The sequence below is a fragment of the Pseudomonas sp. MWU13-2100 genome (assembly GCF_023242365.1).
Classification (GTDB): domain Bacteria; phylum Pseudomonadota; class Gammaproteobacteria; order Pseudomonadales; family Pseudomonadaceae; genus Aquipseudomonas.
On the sequence record NZ_JALLIX010000044.1, the window covers coordinates 1 to 16,428 of the forward strand.

Annotated in this window: 13 protein-coding genes; 10 read left to right on the forward strand and 3 right to left on the reverse strand. The window is 63.8% G+C overall.

Features of this window, described 5'->3' with window-relative positions:
* Positions 1 to 121 precede the first annotated feature (121 nt).
* Positions 122 to 1,153 carry a LacI family DNA-binding transcriptional regulator gene (locus tag M5B99_RS24185; RefSeq protein WP_248806429.1) on the reverse strand — a complete coding sequence of 344 codons (1,032 nt, stop codon included), beginning with the start codon at positions 1,151 to 1,153 and terminating at the stop codon, positions 122 to 124.
* Between the two features lie 227 nt (positions 1,154 to 1,380).
* Here M5B99_RS24185 and M5B99_RS24190 point away from each other — a divergent pair, with 227 nt between their 5' ends.
* Positions 1,381 to 1,914: a gluconokinase gene (locus M5B99_RS24190; protein WP_248806430.1), complete on the forward strand. Its 534-nt coding sequence runs from the start codon at positions 1,381 to 1,383 to the stop codon at positions 1,912 to 1,914.
* 84 nt (positions 1,915 to 1,998) lie between these two features.
* The gene (locus tag M5B99_RS24195; RefSeq protein ID WP_248806431.1) at positions 1,999 to 3,351 is read left to right on the forward strand and encodes a GntP family permease; all 1,353 of its coding nucleotides are present in this window, start codon (positions 1,999 to 2,001) and stop codon (positions 3,349 to 3,351) included.
* 106 nt (positions 3,352 to 3,457) lie between these two features.
* Here the strand turns inward: M5B99_RS24195 and alaC are convergent, their stop codons facing one another.
* Positions 3,458 to 4,678: an alanine transaminase gene (gene alaC, locus M5B99_RS24200; protein ID WP_248806432.1), complete on the reverse strand. Its 1,221-nt coding sequence runs from the start codon at positions 4,676 to 4,678 to the stop codon at positions 3,458 to 3,460.
* Between the two features lie 215 nt (positions 4,679 to 4,893).
* Here alaC and M5B99_RS24205 point away from each other — a divergent pair, with 215 nt between their 5' ends.
* The 8 genes from M5B99_RS24205 (at position 4,894) to M5B99_RS24240 (ending at position 15,061) form a co-directional block, all read left to right on the forward strand.
* Positions 4,894 to 5,391: a GyrI-like domain-containing protein gene (locus M5B99_RS24205; RefSeq protein ID WP_248806433.1), complete on the forward strand. Its 498-nt coding sequence runs from the start codon at positions 4,894 to 4,896 to the stop codon at positions 5,389 to 5,391.
* Positions 5,392 to 5,569: 178 nt separating this feature from the next.
* Positions 5,570 to 5,665, forward strand: a complete 96-nt coding sequence (locus M5B99_RS24210) for a potassium-transporting ATPase subunit F (RefSeq protein ID WP_152741273.1) — start codon at positions 5,570 to 5,572, stop codon at positions 5,663 to 5,665.
* Positions 5,666 to 5,831: 166 nt separating this feature from the next.
* Positions 5,832 to 7,538: a potassium-transporting ATPase subunit KdpA gene (gene kdpA / locus M5B99_RS24215; protein ID WP_248806434.1), complete on the forward strand. Its 1,707-nt coding sequence runs from the start codon at positions 5,832 to 5,834 to the stop codon at positions 7,536 to 7,538.
* A 10-nt stretch (positions 7,539 to 7,548) separates the two neighbouring features.
* Entirely contained in the window at positions 7,549 to 8,238 is a 690-nt protein-coding gene (gene kdpC / locus M5B99_RS24220; RefSeq protein WP_248806435.1) for a potassium-transporting ATPase subunit KdpC, read from the forward strand.
* Positions 8,239 to 8,258: 20 nt separating this feature from the next.
* Positions 8,259 to 10,325, forward strand: coding sequence for a potassium-transporting ATPase subunit KdpB (gene kdpB / locus M5B99_RS24225; protein ID WP_248806469.1), 2,067 nt, complete (start codon positions 8,259 to 8,261; stop codon positions 10,323 to 10,325).
* Positions 10,326 to 10,487: 162 nt separating this feature from the next.
* Positions 10,488 to 13,187, forward strand: a complete 2,700-nt coding sequence (locus tag M5B99_RS24230) for a sensor histidine kinase (RefSeq protein ID WP_248806436.1) — start codon at positions 10,488 to 10,490, stop codon at positions 13,185 to 13,187.
* Positions 13,184 to 13,876, forward strand: a complete 693-nt coding sequence (locus M5B99_RS24235; protein ID WP_248806437.1) for a response regulator — start codon at positions 13,184 to 13,186, stop codon at positions 13,874 to 13,876. Before M5B99_RS24230 ends, M5B99_RS24235 begins: the two co-directional genes overlap by 4 nt.
* 456 nt (positions 13,877 to 14,332) lie before the next feature.
* Positions 14,333 to 15,061 carry a class I SAM-dependent methyltransferase gene (locus M5B99_RS24240; RefSeq protein WP_248806438.1) on the forward strand — a complete coding sequence of 243 codons (729 nt, stop codon included), beginning with the start codon at positions 14,333 to 14,335 and terminating at the stop codon, positions 15,059 to 15,061.
* Between the two features lie 6 nt (positions 15,062 to 15,067).
* Here M5B99_RS24240 and M5B99_RS24245 read toward each other — a convergent pair whose 3' ends face one another.
* Entirely contained in the window at positions 15,068 to 16,288 is a 1,221-nt protein-coding gene (locus M5B99_RS24245; RefSeq protein ID WP_248806439.1) for a hemolysin, read from the reverse strand.
* Between the last annotated feature and the right edge of the window lie 140 nt (positions 16,289 to 16,428).

A 16,428-nucleotide genomic window follows, 5' to 3' on the forward strand; every position in this document is an offset into this window, starting at 1 on the left:
GTGGGAATCGAGCAACGTCACCCGCCGAAGCGTGAAGAGAATTGTGCGGAGAATCAGTAGGATGAATCCCAATTGGATTTAGGATTTGGAATTTAATCATGTGCGCAGTTGCTGCAACCCTTCAACTGCTCTCGCGCACCATCAGTTCAAAGCCCATATCCTGCACTGGCTGAGCCACCGGGTTGCCGGCCATCAAACTCAGCATCTGCTCCGCCGCCCGCCGGCCGATGGCTTCCCGAGGCGTGCGGATGCTGCTCAGGCGCGGGACCATGAAGGCCGAGCCGGGCAGGTCGTTGAAGCCCACTACCGCGACCTGTTCCGGGACTTTGATACCACAGCGTATGGCCTCCAGCAGGGCGCCCTGGGCCAGGTCGTCGTTGCCGAAGAAGATCCCGTCGACCTGCGGATGGCCGTGCATCAGTTGCAGGAACAGTTCGCCGCCCAGGCCCACCGATGAGGGGCGCGGGGTCAGCAGTTCCAGGTCCGGGTGGTACAGCCCGGCCGCCTGCAGAGCCTGGCGAAAGCCTTCGCCGCGCAGGAGCGTGCGCTGGTCCAGTTGCGCGCCGATATAGGCCAGGTGCTTGCGACCACGGGAGATCAGGTGCTCGGCCACAGTGGCGCCGGCGTTCTGTTGCGAGAAGCCGACACAGTTCACCCCGGCGCCGGGGTCCAGGTCCATCATGTAGACGCAGGGCACGTTGCTCGCTTCGATCATCCGCCGCGCGCTTTCCGAACGGTCGAAACCGGTCAGCAACAAGCCCCGTGGCTGGTAGGACATGTAGTTGCGCAGCAGGTTTTCTTCTTCGTCGCGGGAGTAGTGATAGTTGCCGATCAGCACCTCGAAGCCGCGCGGGCGCAGCACCGCGTGTATGGCTTCGAGGGTGTCGATAAACAGCAGGTTGGACAACGACGGCACCAGCACCACCACCGAATGGCTCTGGGCCGAGGCCAGGGCGCGGGCGGCCGGGTTGACCACGTAGTTCAGTTCCGCCGCTGCCTGTCGGACCTTTTCCGCCAGTTCCGTGGCCACGCTGCTGATGCCACGCAGGGCCCGCGACGCGGTGATCGGGCTGACGCCGGCCAGGCGCGCGACTTCGCTGAGGGTAGGGCGTCCCGTGGTGCGGGTATTCTTGTCGTTTTTGGTGGAGGTCATCGGACGGCTTGCCAAACAAAATTCAAGGCACTAAGGTAGCGCTGTCTCGACGAGCCTGCAATTGTTCGAGCGCGGTTGGTCTGATCGCGTCGGATGCTGTCGTGGATGTTTAGCGCACCACCCCATAAAAATGACAAGAAAACGTCGGCAGTCTGCGTTTTGTGCTTTGCTTTCCGAGTAATGGAAGCTTCGACAAAGACAGCGCTGTCTGCGTGCTGAGGTGTTACATGAGTCAACCCATCACTGCCCTGGTCATCATGGGCGTCTCCGGTTGCGGCAAGTCCAGTGTGGGCGAGGCCCTGTGCCGGCTCAACGGTGCGACCCAGATCGAAGGCGACAGCTTTCACCCCGCCGCCAATATCACCAAGATGAGTGCCGGCATCCCCCTGACCGATGACGACCGTGCCGGCTGGCTCGACAGCCTGTGCGACGAGTTGCGTCGGGTGCTGGCTGCAGGTGGGCACCCGGTACTGACCTGCTCGGCGCTCAAGCACAGTTACCGCGAACGCTTGCGTCGCGCGGCACCGGGCCTGGGCTTCGTCTTTCTCGAACTGAGCCGCGAAGTCGCCGCCGAGCGGGTGGCCCATCGGCCCGGACACTTCATGCCCTCGACCCTGATCGACAGCCAGTTCGCCACCCTTGAATCGCCGGTCGGCGAGCCCCTGACCCTGGCCCTGGATGCCTCGACCCAGAGCGTCGAGCGCCTGGCGCAGGCAGCCCATCACTGGTGGCAGGGGCATGGGTTGGAACGCTCGGCCTGATTTTCGTTTCGAAAAGATAGCGCTGTCCCAATCGGCTATCGTCAAACAACGCAGCGTATAAAAACAACAAGCAGGAGACACCTTATGTTCGGACTGTCCCACGAGACCTATCTGTTGCTGGATGCAGTGGTCACGATTATCGGGTTGATCGTGTTGATCACCCGTTTCAAGATTCACCCCTTTGTCGGGCTGATCATCGCTTCGGCGTTTCTCGGTCTGACCTCGGGTATGCCCGCGGGCAAGATCATCAGCGCCTTCCAGGATGGCTTCGGCGGTGTGCTGGGCTTTGTCGGGATCATCCTCGCGCTGGGGACCATGCTCGGCAAGATGATGTCCGATTCCGGCGGTGCCGATCAGATCGCCCAAACCCTGATCCGCGCCTTCGGCAAGGAGCGGGTGCAGTGGGCGATGATGTGCTCGGCGTTCCTGGTGGGCATTCCGCTGTTCTTCGAGATCGGCTTCGTGCTGCTGATTCCGCTGGTGTTCATCGTTGCGCGGCGTACCGGCGTGTCGCTGATCAAGATCGGTATTCCGCTGCTGGCCGGGCTTTCGGCGGTACACGGCCTGGTGCCGCCGCATCCGGGGCCGCTGCTGGCCATCGGGGTGTTCAACGCAGACATCGGCAAGACCATTTTCTACGGCCTGATCGTGGCCCTTCCTACCGCCATCATTGCCGGGCCGATCTACGGCACCTTCATTGCCAAGTACATCCCGGGTAATCCTTCCCAGGAGCTGGTCGACCAGTTGGCCCGCGAGCCGGAAGTGAAAGTGCTGCCGAGTTTCGGCGTGACCCTGGTCACCGTGCTGTTGCCGGTGTTCCTGATGCTGCTCAAGACCTTCGCCGACATTGCCCTGCCGGACGGGCATTTCTTCCGCATCTGGATGGACATGATCGGTCACCCGATCAGTGCCTTGTTGCTGGCCCTGCTGTTGGCGCTGTACACCTTCGGCAAGCGCCAGGGCATGGACTCCAAGCGCGTGCTCAAGTTGCTCGATGCCAGCCTGGCGCCGACCGCGGCGATCATCCTGATCATCGGTGCCGGCGGTGGCTTCAAGCAGATGCTGGTGACCAGCGGTGTGGGTGATGTGATCGGGCATATCGCCGTGAATGCGCAGATTTCACCGATACTGCTGGCCTGGCTGGTGGCGGCGGTGATCCGTGTGGCCACGGGTTCGGCGACCGTGGCGACGATTACCGGGGCGGGTATCGTGATGCCGGTGGTGGACCTGATTCCCGGGGTGAACCGCGAGCTTCTGGTGTTGGCAACGGGGGCGGGCTCGTTGATCCTGTCCCACGTCAACGACGCCGGGTTCTGGCTGGTCAAGCAGTACTTCAACATGACCGTGGCCGAGACGTTCAAGACCTGGACGGCCATGGAGACCATCCTGTCGGTGGTGGGGCTGGTGTTTATCCTGCTGTTGTCGCTGGTGGTCTGAACGAATCGGGGCCGACACCTGTGAAGGTGCCGGCCCCGATCATAAGGCGTGTTGAAGTCGAACACGGTTTTGTGGCGAGCGGGCTCGCCACAATGGGTGTCAAGGGTTATTCCGCGGTGGCTTTCTTCAGCAGGCCATCGCTGCGGAACATCCCACGAATCCCGCGTACCGCCTGGCGGATACGGTCGAGGTTTTCAATCAGGGCGAACCGCACATGGTCGTCGCCGTACTCACCAAAGCCAACCCCCGGTGAGACGCAGACCTTGGCTTCGGCCAGCAGCTTCTTGGCGAATTCCAGCGAGCCCATATGGGCATACTCTTCGGGGATCTTCGCCCAGACATACATCGAGGCCTTGGGGTTCTCGACCATCCAGCCCAGTTCATGCAGGCCCTTGACCAGCACGTTGCGCCGTTGGCGATACTGCTCGGCGATATCCTTGACGCATTGCTGATCGCCTTCCAGTGCCGCGATGGCCGCCACCTGCAACGGCGTGAAGGTGCCGTAGTCGTGGTAGCTCTTGATCCGCGCCAGGGCGCTGACCAGTTCCGAATTGCCGACCATGAAGCCGATACGCCAGCCGGCCATGTTGTAGCTCTTGGACAGGGTGAAAAACTCCACCGCAATGTCCTTGGCGCCGGGTACCTGCATGATCGACGGGGCTTTCCAGCCGTCGTAGACGATGTCGGCATAGGCCAGGTCGTGGATCACCAGCACGTCGTACTGCTTGGCCAGGGCGATCACCCGTTCGAAGAAGTCCAGTTCCACGCACTGCGCGGTGGGGTTCGACGGGAAACCGAGAATCATCATCTTCGGCTTGGGGATGGAGCCACGGATGGCCCGCTCCAGTTCGGCGAAGAAGTCCACGCCGGGCACCAGTGGCACCGAACGGACCTGGGCGCCGGCGATCACCGCGCCGTAGATGTGGATCGGGTAGCTGGGGTTGGGCACCAGCACCGTGTCGCCCTGGTCGAGGGTGGCTAGCATCAGGTGTGCCAGGCCCTCTTTCGAGCCGATGGTGACGATGGCTTCGGTTTCCGGGTCGATATCGACCTGGTAGCGATCCTTGTACCAGTGGGAAATCGCCCGGCGCAGCCGTGGGATGCCCTTGGAAGTGGAGTAGCCATGGGTGTCTTCGCGCTGGGCGACGGTGACCAGTTTTTCGACGATATGCGGCGGGGTGGCGCCGTCGGGGTTACCCATGCTCAAGTCGATGATGTCTTCGCCACGACGACGGGCGGCCATCTTCAGCTCGGCAGTGATATTGAATACGTAGGGGGGGAGTCGATCAATGCGCGAAAAACGGCGCGGCGAACCTTGGTCTGCCATATAAACCTCTGACACGTAAGCGCCCGGAACCGTCCGAGCGACGTCGGCCACTGCGGTGGCCTGCGGGGCAGACAATAAGGGCGATGCTGACGATCTGTCCAGATGGCTGGCGGAAAATATTTTCGCCGGGGGCAAGCGCCGGGTCGCCAGAGCGACACGATAATTTGCTTCTATACTGCCTTTCGGAGTCGTTTCCCATATGGAGTTCTGCACCCATGGACTTAGCACATAACCTTGGCTACACGCAGGCCTTGCCAGCGCCGCGCTTCGAGCACGGCCACTTTCGATTGATCGCCGGCCTGGGCGCCCGCTTTACCGCCGAGACGTCGGGCTCCATCCCGGACCTGTGGGATGCTTTCGTGCCGCACATCGGAAAAGTCCCCGGCCAGGTGGGTGAGGTGACGTACGGTATCTGCTGCCATCCGGATGGCCAGGGCGGCTTCGAGTACATCGCCGGGGTGCAGATCAGCAAGCTCGACGACCTGCCCGAGCTGTACCGCTGGGTGGAACTGCAGGACCAGCAGTACGCGGTGTTTGAACACCAGGGCTCCCTCGATACCCTCAAACAGACTTTCGAAGCCATCTGGAACCACTGGTTGCCGCAATCCGGTTACCTGGCCGCCGATGCGCCGGAATTCGAGCGCTACAGCGCCGATTTCAATCCCGAAAAAGGCACCGGCACAGTGGAAATCTGGCTGCCGATCAAGAGCTGATCCCGCCCGCCACGTGCTCCCCTTCGCCTGAAGGGGAGTGCTTCTATACGCCATCTTAACGTCCCGCCCGGCAATCAGTGCCCGACCTTAATACCCCCGCCCGTACCCTTTGACCTGGCTTGCGGCGCCTTTGCCTGCGCTTGAGCGAGCTGACCGATTTCGCAAGGGGACACCTGTGTTGACACTCAAACTCATCTACCTGCTCAGCGGCCTTGGCGCGGCCGGCCTGTTTGTCTACCTGGGTTACGCGCTGATCCGCGCCGAAGACTTCTGATCCTGCGCGCGCCTCGCCGCAGGCGCTTTGTGCGGTCCGCAAGGACCCTATCGAACAAGGAAACCAAGCATGAACGACCTGATTTTCCTGGGTGCGACCCTGGCGTTTTTCGGCGCGACAGCCTTGTTCATTGTCGCCTTGAACAAGATTTGAACGGAGCTTGCACATGTTGACCGTACTGCTGGAATTTGCGCTGGTCCTGGGGTTGATGACCGGGCTCGCCGTCTTGATGGGGCGCTGGCTGAGCCGGGTATTTTCACACCCCGGCCATGTGCTGCCGGAACGCCTGACCTATCGCCTGCTGGGCGTCGATCCACGGGAGACCATGGGCTGGGCCCGCTACGGCTCGGCACTGCTGTTGTCCAACGGCGCGATGATGCTGCTCGGCTACCTGCTGTTGCGCCTGCAGGGCTCGCTGCCGATCAACCCGCTGGGCCTGGCCGCCCAGACCCCGGACCTGGCGTTCAACACCGCCGCCTCGTTTATCACCAACACCAACTGGCAAGCCTATTCGGGCGAAACCAGCCTGTCGAACTTCAGCCAGATGGCGGTGATCACCTTCCTGATGTTTGTCGGCGCCACTTCCGGCGTGGTCGCCGCCGCCGGTTTTATCCGCGGCCTGAGCCGGGCCAGTGCGACGGACATCGGCAACTACTGGGTGGACTTCACCCGCATCCTCTATCGGGTGATGTTGCCGTTGTGCTTCGGCATGGCGCTGGTCTATGTCTGGCAGGGCATGCCGCAGACCTTTGCCTCCCAGGCCCTGGCGACCACGCTGGAGGGCGCCCGGCAGCAACTGATCGTCGGTGCGGTGGCGAGCTTCGAGTCGATCAAGCATATCGGCACCAACGGCGGCGGCTTTTTCAGCATGAACGCCGCGCACCCGTTCGAGAACCCGACGCCGCTGACCAACATCCTGCATATCTTCAGCATGTTGCTGATCCCTTCGGCGCTGACCTACGCCTTCGGCAGCCTGTTGGCCCGGCGACGCCAGGGCTGGGTGTTCTTCGGCACCTTCCTGGTGATGTTCATCGGCTTTCTCGCGGTGCTCTATTTTGCCGAGCAGGGTGGCAATCCGCTGCTGAGCCAACTGGGCGTCGACCAACTGCTGTCGGCGACCCAGAGCGGCGGCAACATGGAAGGCAAGGAGCTGCGTTTCGGCATTGCCGATACCAGCCTGTTCATCGCCACCACCACCGGCGCCACCACCGGCTCGGTCAACGCCATGCATGACTCGCTGATGCCCATGGGCGGTTTCGTGCCCATGGCGCAGATGATGCTCAACTGCGTGTTCGGCGGCGACGGCGTGGGCTTTATCAACCTGATCCAGTACGCCCTGCTGACGGTGTTCCTGGTGGGCATGATGATCGGTCGCACCCCCGAGTTCCTCGGCAAGCGCATCGAAGCCCGGGAGATGAAACTGGTGATGCTCTCGGTGCTTGCGCATCCGATCTGCATCCTCGGCTTCAGCGCCCTGGCCGCGCTCTGGCCTTCGACCCTGGACAGCCTGAACAACGTCGGGCCCCACGGTTTCAGCGAAGTGCTCTACGCCTACACCTCCGGTACCGCGAACAACGGTTCGGCCTTCGCCGGGCTGAACGCCAACACCCCGTTCTTCAACACCACCATCGGCCTGGCGATGTTGCTGGGGCGTTTCTTCACCCTGTTGCCGATGCTCGCCGTGGCCGGCTCCCTGGCCTTTAAAAAGACCACTCCGGCCGGTGCCGGGACCATTCCCACCGCCACGCCGCTGTTCATGTTCCTGGTGGTGTTCGTGGTGCTGGTGGTCGGTGGTTTGACCTTCCTGCCGGCGCTTGCGCTGGGGCCTGTGGTCGAGCAGCTGCAACTGCTCTCCGGCCAGACCTACAAGTGAGGATGTTTGCATGACTACGCGTATTTCCACGCCGCCGCTGGCGGTGACCCAAAGGCTGTTCCGTGGCCTGTGGCGCCCGGTGCTGGTGTCCTCGGTAGTGTTCATGTTGCTGACCGGCCTGGCCTATCCGGCGCTGACCACCCTGGCGGCCAACCTGCTGTTTCCGTTCCAGGCCCAGGGCAGCCTGTTGGAGCGTGACGGCCAGGTGATCGGCTCGGCGCTGATCGGCCAGGCGTTCAGCCGCCCGGAGTATTTCCAGGCCCGCCCCAGCGTGACCCAGAGCGTCGATCCGAACGACGCCAGCAAGACCGTTACCACGCCCTACAACGCCGGCCTCAGCGGGGCCAGCAACCTGGGCCCGACCAGTCAGCGTCAGCTCGACGCGGTCAAGGAGCGGGCCGTGGCCTATCGCGCCTCGAACGGCCTGGACCGGCAAGCGCCGGTGCCGGTCGACGCGGTGACGGCTTCGGCGTCCGGGTTGGACCCGCATATTTCAGTGGCCAACGCGCTGATCCAGGCGCGGCGCGTCGCCCCGCTGCGGCAGCTGTCCGAAGACGCGCTGCTGACCCTGGTCCGGGCGTCGACCGAGGCGCGCACTTTCGGCCTGCTCGGCGAGCCACGGGTCAATGTGCTGCAACTCAACCTGGCGCTGGATGCCCTGGCGACACCTCGCCAGCGCCCTGTCGCCGTCACTGAGTAAGAGAGTCGATCATGAGTGACATGAAAGCCCGTTTGCCGTTGTTCGACCGCGAGCTGTTGCTGGCGGCCGGTGTGGATGCCTTCAGGAAACTGCTGCCCCAGGCCCAGTGGAAGAATCCGGTGATGTTCGTGGTGTACCTGGGCAGCCTGCTTACCACCTTGTTGTGGTTGCAGTCCTGGGGCGGCCAGGGTGAGGCCCCCAGTGGTTTTATCCTGAGCATCTGCCTGTGGCTGTGGTTCACCGTGCTGTTCGCCAACTTCGCCGAGGCCCTGGCCGAAGGCCGTAGCCGGGCGCAGGCGGCGAGCTTGCGTGGGATGAAGCGCCAGACCCTGGCCAAGGTCCTGCAAAAGCCACGCTATGGCGCGCAATGGTTGCCGATGGCGGCCAGCGAGTTGCGCAAGGACGCGGTGGTACTGATCGAGGCCGGCGACCTGGTGCCCCTCGATGGCATCGTCATCGAGGGCGTGGCGTCGGTGGATGAAAGCGCGATCACCGGTGAATCGGCACCGGTGATCCGTGAGGCCGGTGGTGATTTCTCCTCGGTGACCGGCGGCACCCGGGTCCTCTCGGACTGGCTGGTGGTGCGCATCAGCGTCAATCCCGGCGAATCCTTTCTCGACCGGATGATCTCCATGGTCGAGTCGGCCAAGCGCCAGAAGACCCCCAACGAAGTGGCCCTGACCATTCTGCTGGTGGGGCTGACAGCCTTGTTCCTGCTGGTGATCGTCACCCTCAGCCCGTATTCGATCTTCGCCGTGGTCATGAGCGGTAGCGGCAGTGTGGTCAGCGCGACGGTACTGGTGGCCTTGCTGGTGTGCCTGATTCCCACCACCATCGGCGGCTTGCTCTCGGCCATCGGCGTGGCGGGCATGAGCCGGATGATGGCGGCCAATGTGATCGCCACCTCCGGGCGCGCGGTGGAGGCGGCCGGCGATGTCGACGTGTTGCTGCTGGACAAGACCGGCACCATTACGCTCGGCAATCGCCAGGCCAGTACTTTCCTGCCGGCACCGGGTATGAAAGAGCGGGAGCTGGCCGAGGCGGCGCAACTGGCGTCCCTGGCCGACGAAACGCCGGAAGGGCGTAGCATCGTGCTGTTGGCGCGCCAGAAGTTCGCACTCGACGAGCCGGTCCTGGAGAGCCTGAATGCCAGCTTCGTTGCGTTCACCGCCCAGACCCGCATGAGCGGCGTCGACCTGGCGGATGGACGGATGATCCGCAAAGGCGCGGCCGATGCGATTCGCCGGCATATCGAGGCGCTGGGTGGTGGTTTCCCCGCAGCCCTGCAAACACGGGTGGACGAAGTCTCGCGGCGCGGCAGTACGCCGCTGGTGGTGGCCGAGGGCGCGCGCGCCCTCGGGGTGATCGAGCTCAAGGACGTGGTCAAGAGCGGCATCAAGGAGCGTTTCGGCGAGTTGCGCCGGATGGGCATCAAGACCGTGATGATCACCGGCGACAACCCGCTGACCGCCGCGGCGATTGCGGTGGAAGCCGGGGTCGATGACTACCTGGCCGAGGCCCGGCCCGAAGACAAGCTACAACTGATCCGTGACTACCAGGCCCAGGGCAAGCTGGTGGCGATGACCGGCGACGGCACCAACGATGCGCCGGCACTGGCCCAGGCCGATGTCGCGGTGGCGATGAACAGCGGGACCCAGGCGGCCAAGGAGGCCGGTAACATGGTCGACCTGGACAGCAATCCGACCAAGCTGATCGAGGTGGTCGAGGTCGGCAAGCAGATGCTGATGACCCGTGGCGCCCTGACCACTTTCAGCGTGGCCAACGATGTGGCGAAGTATTTTGCTATTGTGCCGGCGGCGTTCGTGGCGACTTATCCGCAGCTCGGTGCCTTGAACGTGATGCACCTGGGTAGCCCGAACTCGGCGATCCTCAGCGCGGTGATCTTCAATGCCCTGATCATCGTGCTCCTGATCCCGCTGGCGCTCAAGGGCGTGGCGTATCGGGCCATCGGCGCGGCGGCGCTGCTCAACCGCAACCTGCTGATCTATGGACTGGGCGGGGTGCTGGTGCCATTTGCCGGGATCAAGCTGATCGATATGTTGCTGGTTGGCCTGGGCGTGGTCTAGGCAGCGGATCTTGAACGCGCCGCCGATCCTGTGGGAGCGGCTTGTCGGAACGCCGCACCGCGGCGATGGCGTCCGGATGGGCGCGGCAAGGCTCACGGGCCTCATCGCCGGCAAGCCGGCTCCCACAAAAGGGGGCCGCTGTTGGTCTGTACAAGGAATGACATGGATTTGAATGACGTCTCCCGCAACAGCCGCGACGGTCGACCCGATCCGGATGCGTTGCTGGAGCAACTGCAAGCAGACGAGAAGGCCGCCCGGCGCGGCCGTTTGCGCATCTATTTCGGCTCGAACGCGGGGGTCGGGAAAACCTGTGCCATGCTCCAGGCCGCGCACCGTGAGCGCGCCCTGGGCCGCGATCTGGTCGCCGGGTTGATCGAAACCCACGGTCGCGGCGACACCGCCGCCTTGCTCGCCGGCCTGGAACAACTGCCGCGCCATCGCCTGGCCCATGGCGACAGCCTGCTGCTGGAGTTCGATCTCGATGCGGCACTGGCCCGTCGTCCGGCAGTGTTGCTGGTGGACGAACTGGCCCACAGCAATGTCCCCGGCTCACGCCACCCCAAGCGCTGGCAGGATATCGAAGAGCTGCTGCGGGCCGGGATCGAGGTCTGGACCAGCCTGAACGTGCAGCACCTGGAAAGCCTCAACGACCTGGTCAGCGGCATCATCGGCACCCGCGTGCGGGAAACCGTGCCCGATCATGTGTTCGACAGTGCCCATGAAGTGGTGCTGATCGACCTGGCCCCCGACGAGTTGTTGCAGCGCCTCAAGGACGGCAAGGTCTACCAGGGCCCGCAGGCCGAGCGGGCGTCCCGGCACTTCTTTCGCAAGGGCAACCTGCTGGCGCTGCGCGAGCTGGCCCTGCGCCGTACGGCCGACCGGGTCGATGTGCAAATGCGCGTCTATCGCCGCGAGCGCGCCATCGACACCTTGTGGGCCGCCCGAGAACGCTTGCTGGTGGGGATTGCCGGCGAGGCCTCGGATGAGCTCCTGGTGCGTGAAGCCGCGCGCCTGGCACAGAAGCTCGAAGCCGACTGGATCGTGGTGCATGTCGAGTCGGTCTCGACCGGCGGGATGGCCCTCCGGCGCCGTGCGGCGGCGGTGAAAACCCTGGCCCTGGCCGCTGAGTTCGGTGCCGATACCGCGATCCTGGCGGGTATCGATGTTGCCGAAGCGCTGGTGGCCTGCGCCCGTGAGCGCAATGCCAACCGCCTGTTGCTCGGCCATCGGCCCCGCCGGGTCTGGCAGTTTTGGCACCAGACGGTCAGCGACCGGATCAGCCGCCATCACCCGCAGATCGACCAGATCGTCATCGCCCATGGCGAGCTGCCGCGCACGGCGGCGCCCCGCCCGGAAGCGGAGCCGCGACTGGCGCCGGGCAGGGGGCTGGCCTACCTGTGGGCGAGCCTGGCCTGTTTCGCCGCCACGGCGCTGGCGGCGTTGTTGCTGCAAGTCTTCGACCCGGCCAACGTGGTCATGTTGTTCCTGTTGACGGTGGTGCTGGTGCTGGTGGCGCTGCGCCTGGGACGCGGGCCGGGTGTCTGGGCGGCGATGCTGGCGGTGCTGTGTTTCGATTTTTTCTTTGTCCAGCCGGTGTGGTCGTTCACGGTCAACGACACCCAGTATTTCTTCACCTTCGCCCTGATGCTGGGCATCGCCCTGATCACCGGGCAACTGACCGCGCGCCTGCGCCACGAGGCGCGCACGGCTGCGGCCCGTGAGCGCCGGGCGACCTCGTTGGCGCTGTTGGCCCGCGACCTGTCCGCGGCCCTGACCGTCGAGCAGCTCGGCGCGGTGGCGCTACGCACCTTCAGCGGGGTATTCGAGGCCCGGGTCGGCCTGGCATTGCCGGATGCCGGCGACCGGGTCAGCACCATGGCCGGCAGTGTCTTCCCGGTGGATGAAAGTATCGCCCAGTGGACCTACGAACACGGACGCCCGGCCGGGCAGGGCAGTGACACCCTGGCTGCCGCCCCCGGTTGCTACTTTGCCCTCAAGGCGCCGATGCGCGTGCGCGGTGTGCTGGTCCTCGACCTGAGCGACGCCGAACGCCTGAAGGACCCCGGTGAACAACGCCTGCTGGAAGCCTGCATGAGCCAGTTGGCGATTGCGCTGGAGCGGGTGCATTTCGTTGAAGTGGCGCAAAGCACCCTGGTGCAGATGGAAGGCGAGCGGATGCGCAACACCTTGCTTGCGGCCATTTCCCACGACCTGCGCACGCCCTTGACCAGCATTATCGGCGCCGCCGACGCGGCAGCGCCCCATGTGCGTGACGCGTTGGTCGGCGGGTTGTTGGGCGGGATTCACGATCAGGCCTGTGCCATGCAAAGGCTGATCGAAAACCTGCTGGATATGGCGCGCCTGCAGGAGCATGGCGTGCGCCTCAATCGCCAGTGGCATTCGCTGGAAGAGGTGGTCGGCAGCGCCTTGCGCCAATTGCGCGAACCTCTTGCCCGGCACCCGGTGCGGGCACTGTTGCCGGTGGACCTGCCGCTGGTCGAGATCGATGCGCTGCTGATCGAGCGGGTGTTGGTCAACCTGTTGGACAACGCGGCGAAATACACCCCGGCGCAGACGCCGATCGAGATCACGGCGAGCCAGGTCGATGAGCGGATTGTCCTGGAGGTCGCCGACAGTGGACCAGGCTGCCCGTCCGGTATCGCCGCCGAGCAACTCTTCGAAGCCTTCAGCCGTGGCCGGCAGGAGTCGGCGGTATCCGGCATCGGCCTGGGTCTGGCCCTGGTCCGGCGGATCGTCGAAGCCCATGGCGGTCGGGTGGTCGCCCGCCCGCGGGTACCGAACGGCCTTTGTTTTGTTATCAGCTTACCGGCGGGTCATCCGCCATCCATGGAAACCTTATGACCAGCACCCGTATCCTGATTGTCGAGGATGAAGCCAATATTCGCCGTTTCATCGGTATCGCCTTGCAGGACGAAGGCTTCCAGGTCTTCGAGGCCGACAGCAGCAAGCGCGCGCTGATCGATGCGGCGAGCCGCCAACCGGACCTGGTGATCGTCGACCTGGGCCTGCCAGATGGTGACGGCAAGGATCTGATCAGTGAGCTGCGTGGCTGGATGAGCGTGCCGATCCTGGTACTGTCGGCCCGTGATCGCGAAGACGAAAAGGTCGCCGCGCTGGACGCCGGGGCCGATGACTATCTGGTCAAGCCGTTCGGGGTGCCCGAACTGCTTGCGCGTATTCGCGCGCAGTTGCGTCGGCAGGTGCAAAGCGGTACAGCGGCGGTGAGCAGCAAGGTACGCTTCGGTGAGGTCGAGGTCGACCTGGCGACCCATGAGGTGCGCCGTGGCAGTGCGGGCGTGCACCTGACACCCATCGAGTTCCGCCTGTTGGGCGCGCTGATCCGGGGCCAGGGCCGGGTGCTGACGCACCGGCAATTGCTGCTGGATGTCTGGGGGTTGGACTATGCCGATCGGGCGCATTATCTGCGGGTCCACATGGCGCATCTGCGGCAAAAACTCGAAGCCGACCCGGCGCAGCCGCAGCACCTGATCACCGAACTGCAGGTGGGCTATCGTCTGGTCGGCTTGTGACGGCTTATTTGTTCTCCCTTTGCGCCTTGGATGCACGCCAGAAGTCGAGGTAGAGGGTGATCACACCGAACGCGCTGATGCCCAACAGCATAAGCAGGCCGATCTGGATATGGGTCATGACAGGTCTCCGGAAAACACCGCATCAGGCGGCGACCTGCAGAGAAATAGTCGAAATTCCGGGCAAATGACATCGACTATATGAAAGCTTTACGGGGTGTTCGCGCAACAATATGGGGCGGATACGAAGTAAGCTTGAGTCGTCGTCCCGGTGCCGTTCACGGCGGCTTCAAGCCGTCGTCGGCTTGGATCGGGTGTTGCGCTCGGGGCCGCAACACCTCGCCGGCAGCCGATCTTTTGTATTCCAGTAAGGAATGCATTGCATTAAAAACATGAATTTTCTTTATTTTCCAAGGGCGACTACCTTGGGGTGAAGTCCCCGTCCAAGAGAAAACGTCCATGCCCTCCGAACACCCGGATTCTGCTCGAAAGTTCGATGTTTCCCGTGCCGGCGAATACGCCGAGCAAAGCCGCATCGCCCTGGCCGGTTATGACGCCTGTCACGAGTTGGTCGCCTGCATGCTGGCGGCCAGCCTGGGCAGTGGCCGCGAGGCGAGGATTCTGGTGGTGGGCGCCGGCGGTACCGCCCAGGAAATCCTCACGGCGGCGGCGCTTGAGCCGCTTTGGCGGTTTACCGCGGTCGACCCCTCGGCACCGATGCTCGAGCTGGCCCAGGCCAGCCTCCAGGCCCACGGGTTGCTTTCACGCACACGGGTGTTCCTCGGCACGCTGGAGGAACTGACGGACGAGCCGCCCTACGATGCCGCAACCCTGGTCGGTGTGTTGCACCACCTGCCCGGCGACCAGGCCAAGCATGACATCCTCCGGGCAATTGCCGCCCGGCTCAAACCCGGGGCTCCGCTGATTGTGGCGGGCAACCATCAGGCCTATGCCAGTCAGCCGTTGCTGTTGGCGGCCTGGGGCGAGCGCTGGCGTCAGCAGGGCGCGAGCGCGGATGCGGTGCGCGCCAAGCTCGGCAAGATTCTCCAGGGCGCTGATCCGCCGCACTCGGAGGCGGCGGTTCAGCGCTTGCTGGAAGAGGCCGGGTTCGGCACCGCGACGCGGTTCTTCTCCAGTCTGTTCTGGGGGGCCTGGGTGGCATCGAAGGGCGTCACCCAGGGCGCCTGAAAGGGCTCAGTTGCCGTGACAGCGAACCACCGCCGAGTGGGTGGCGTAGCGTCCGGAGATGAGGATCTTGCCGTCCGGCTGCAACTCGAGGTGGGAGAGGTAGCTGGTGGTGTTGACGATGTTGATCACACGGCTGATCCCGTTGTCGCCAAAATCAGGGTCCAGCTCGCCGTTGCTCAGGTGGCGCATCAACCAGCAGCGGCTGCCGTTGTTGATGTGACCGGCGCTGACGATTTTCCCGTCCTCCTGCACCGCGAGCGCAAAAGAAACATCCAGTTCGGGAAGCTCCCAGGGCACTCCGGCGTTGAAGCCTGGGTCTAGCTGGCCGCCGGCGGTGACGCGGGTGAGCAGGGCAATGTTGTGGGAGAGATCCGCAGAGCCGGTGACGACGATTTTCTGATCGGGCTGCACGGCGATATCAAAAAACGCGGCATTGCCGTCGCGGGCCGGCTCCAGCTCCAGATAACCGGCGCCACCGAAGGTCTTGTCTGGCAGGCCGGTGGTCCCGTAGCGCATCAGCATGGCCTTGCGACCGCGTCGGCCGGCGACGATCAGCTTGCCATCGGCCTGGACGTGAACCGCCTCGAAGGCGATGTTCGGTTCCGGCGCCGTGACCACGCCGCAGGTGCCGAAGCGCGGGTCGAAACTGCCGCTGCGGTCGAGGCGTACGATGACATCGCGTTGCGGCTCGCCCACGGCGCTGTTCCTGAGGGCCAGGACGATAAAGCCGTCCTCGGGTTGCAGGGCGAGCCTGCGGCCGTAGCCGATCCAGGGCGCAGTGTAAGGCAGGGCGACCTGGCCGTTATCGCCGAAGTCGGGGTCCGGGGCGCCGGTTTCGGTGAGGCGGGCGCAGAAGGCCTGTTCGCCGGAGCGGAAGTGACCGAGCACGAGGAACTTGTCGTCTTCGTCGACGACAGCCTTGATCAGTCTTCGGCTGGAACTTCCGAGCGGTTGGGCGTCGTCCCGATCATAAAAACCGTCTTCGCTGAAGTTGGCCAGGGTGATACTTTGCTGTTGGTCTTCATGCACGCCGATAAACCGATGACGACCATCGGGCCATAATACTGAGGGGCCGACAAAGCCAGGACCCCGTTCTGAAAAAATAACCAGGCCATCGCGGTATTCACCAAAGTCCAGATCCGGTCTTCCGGCACTGCCGGACAGCTCGATAGCCGCGGAAGGCACGGTTTTTGGGGCGCTGTTTGAAATTCGGCTTTGTGTATCCATGGGGATTGAGTCCTTTCAGTTGGTTCAATGGCTACCTGGATTAAATAACGGCTTATCAAGTAGCGGCACGTCGGCTTCCTGATGAAGTAGCGACGTGATCGATTTAATAACTGGAAGGCGAGTTTGCCCAGCGCTCAAGT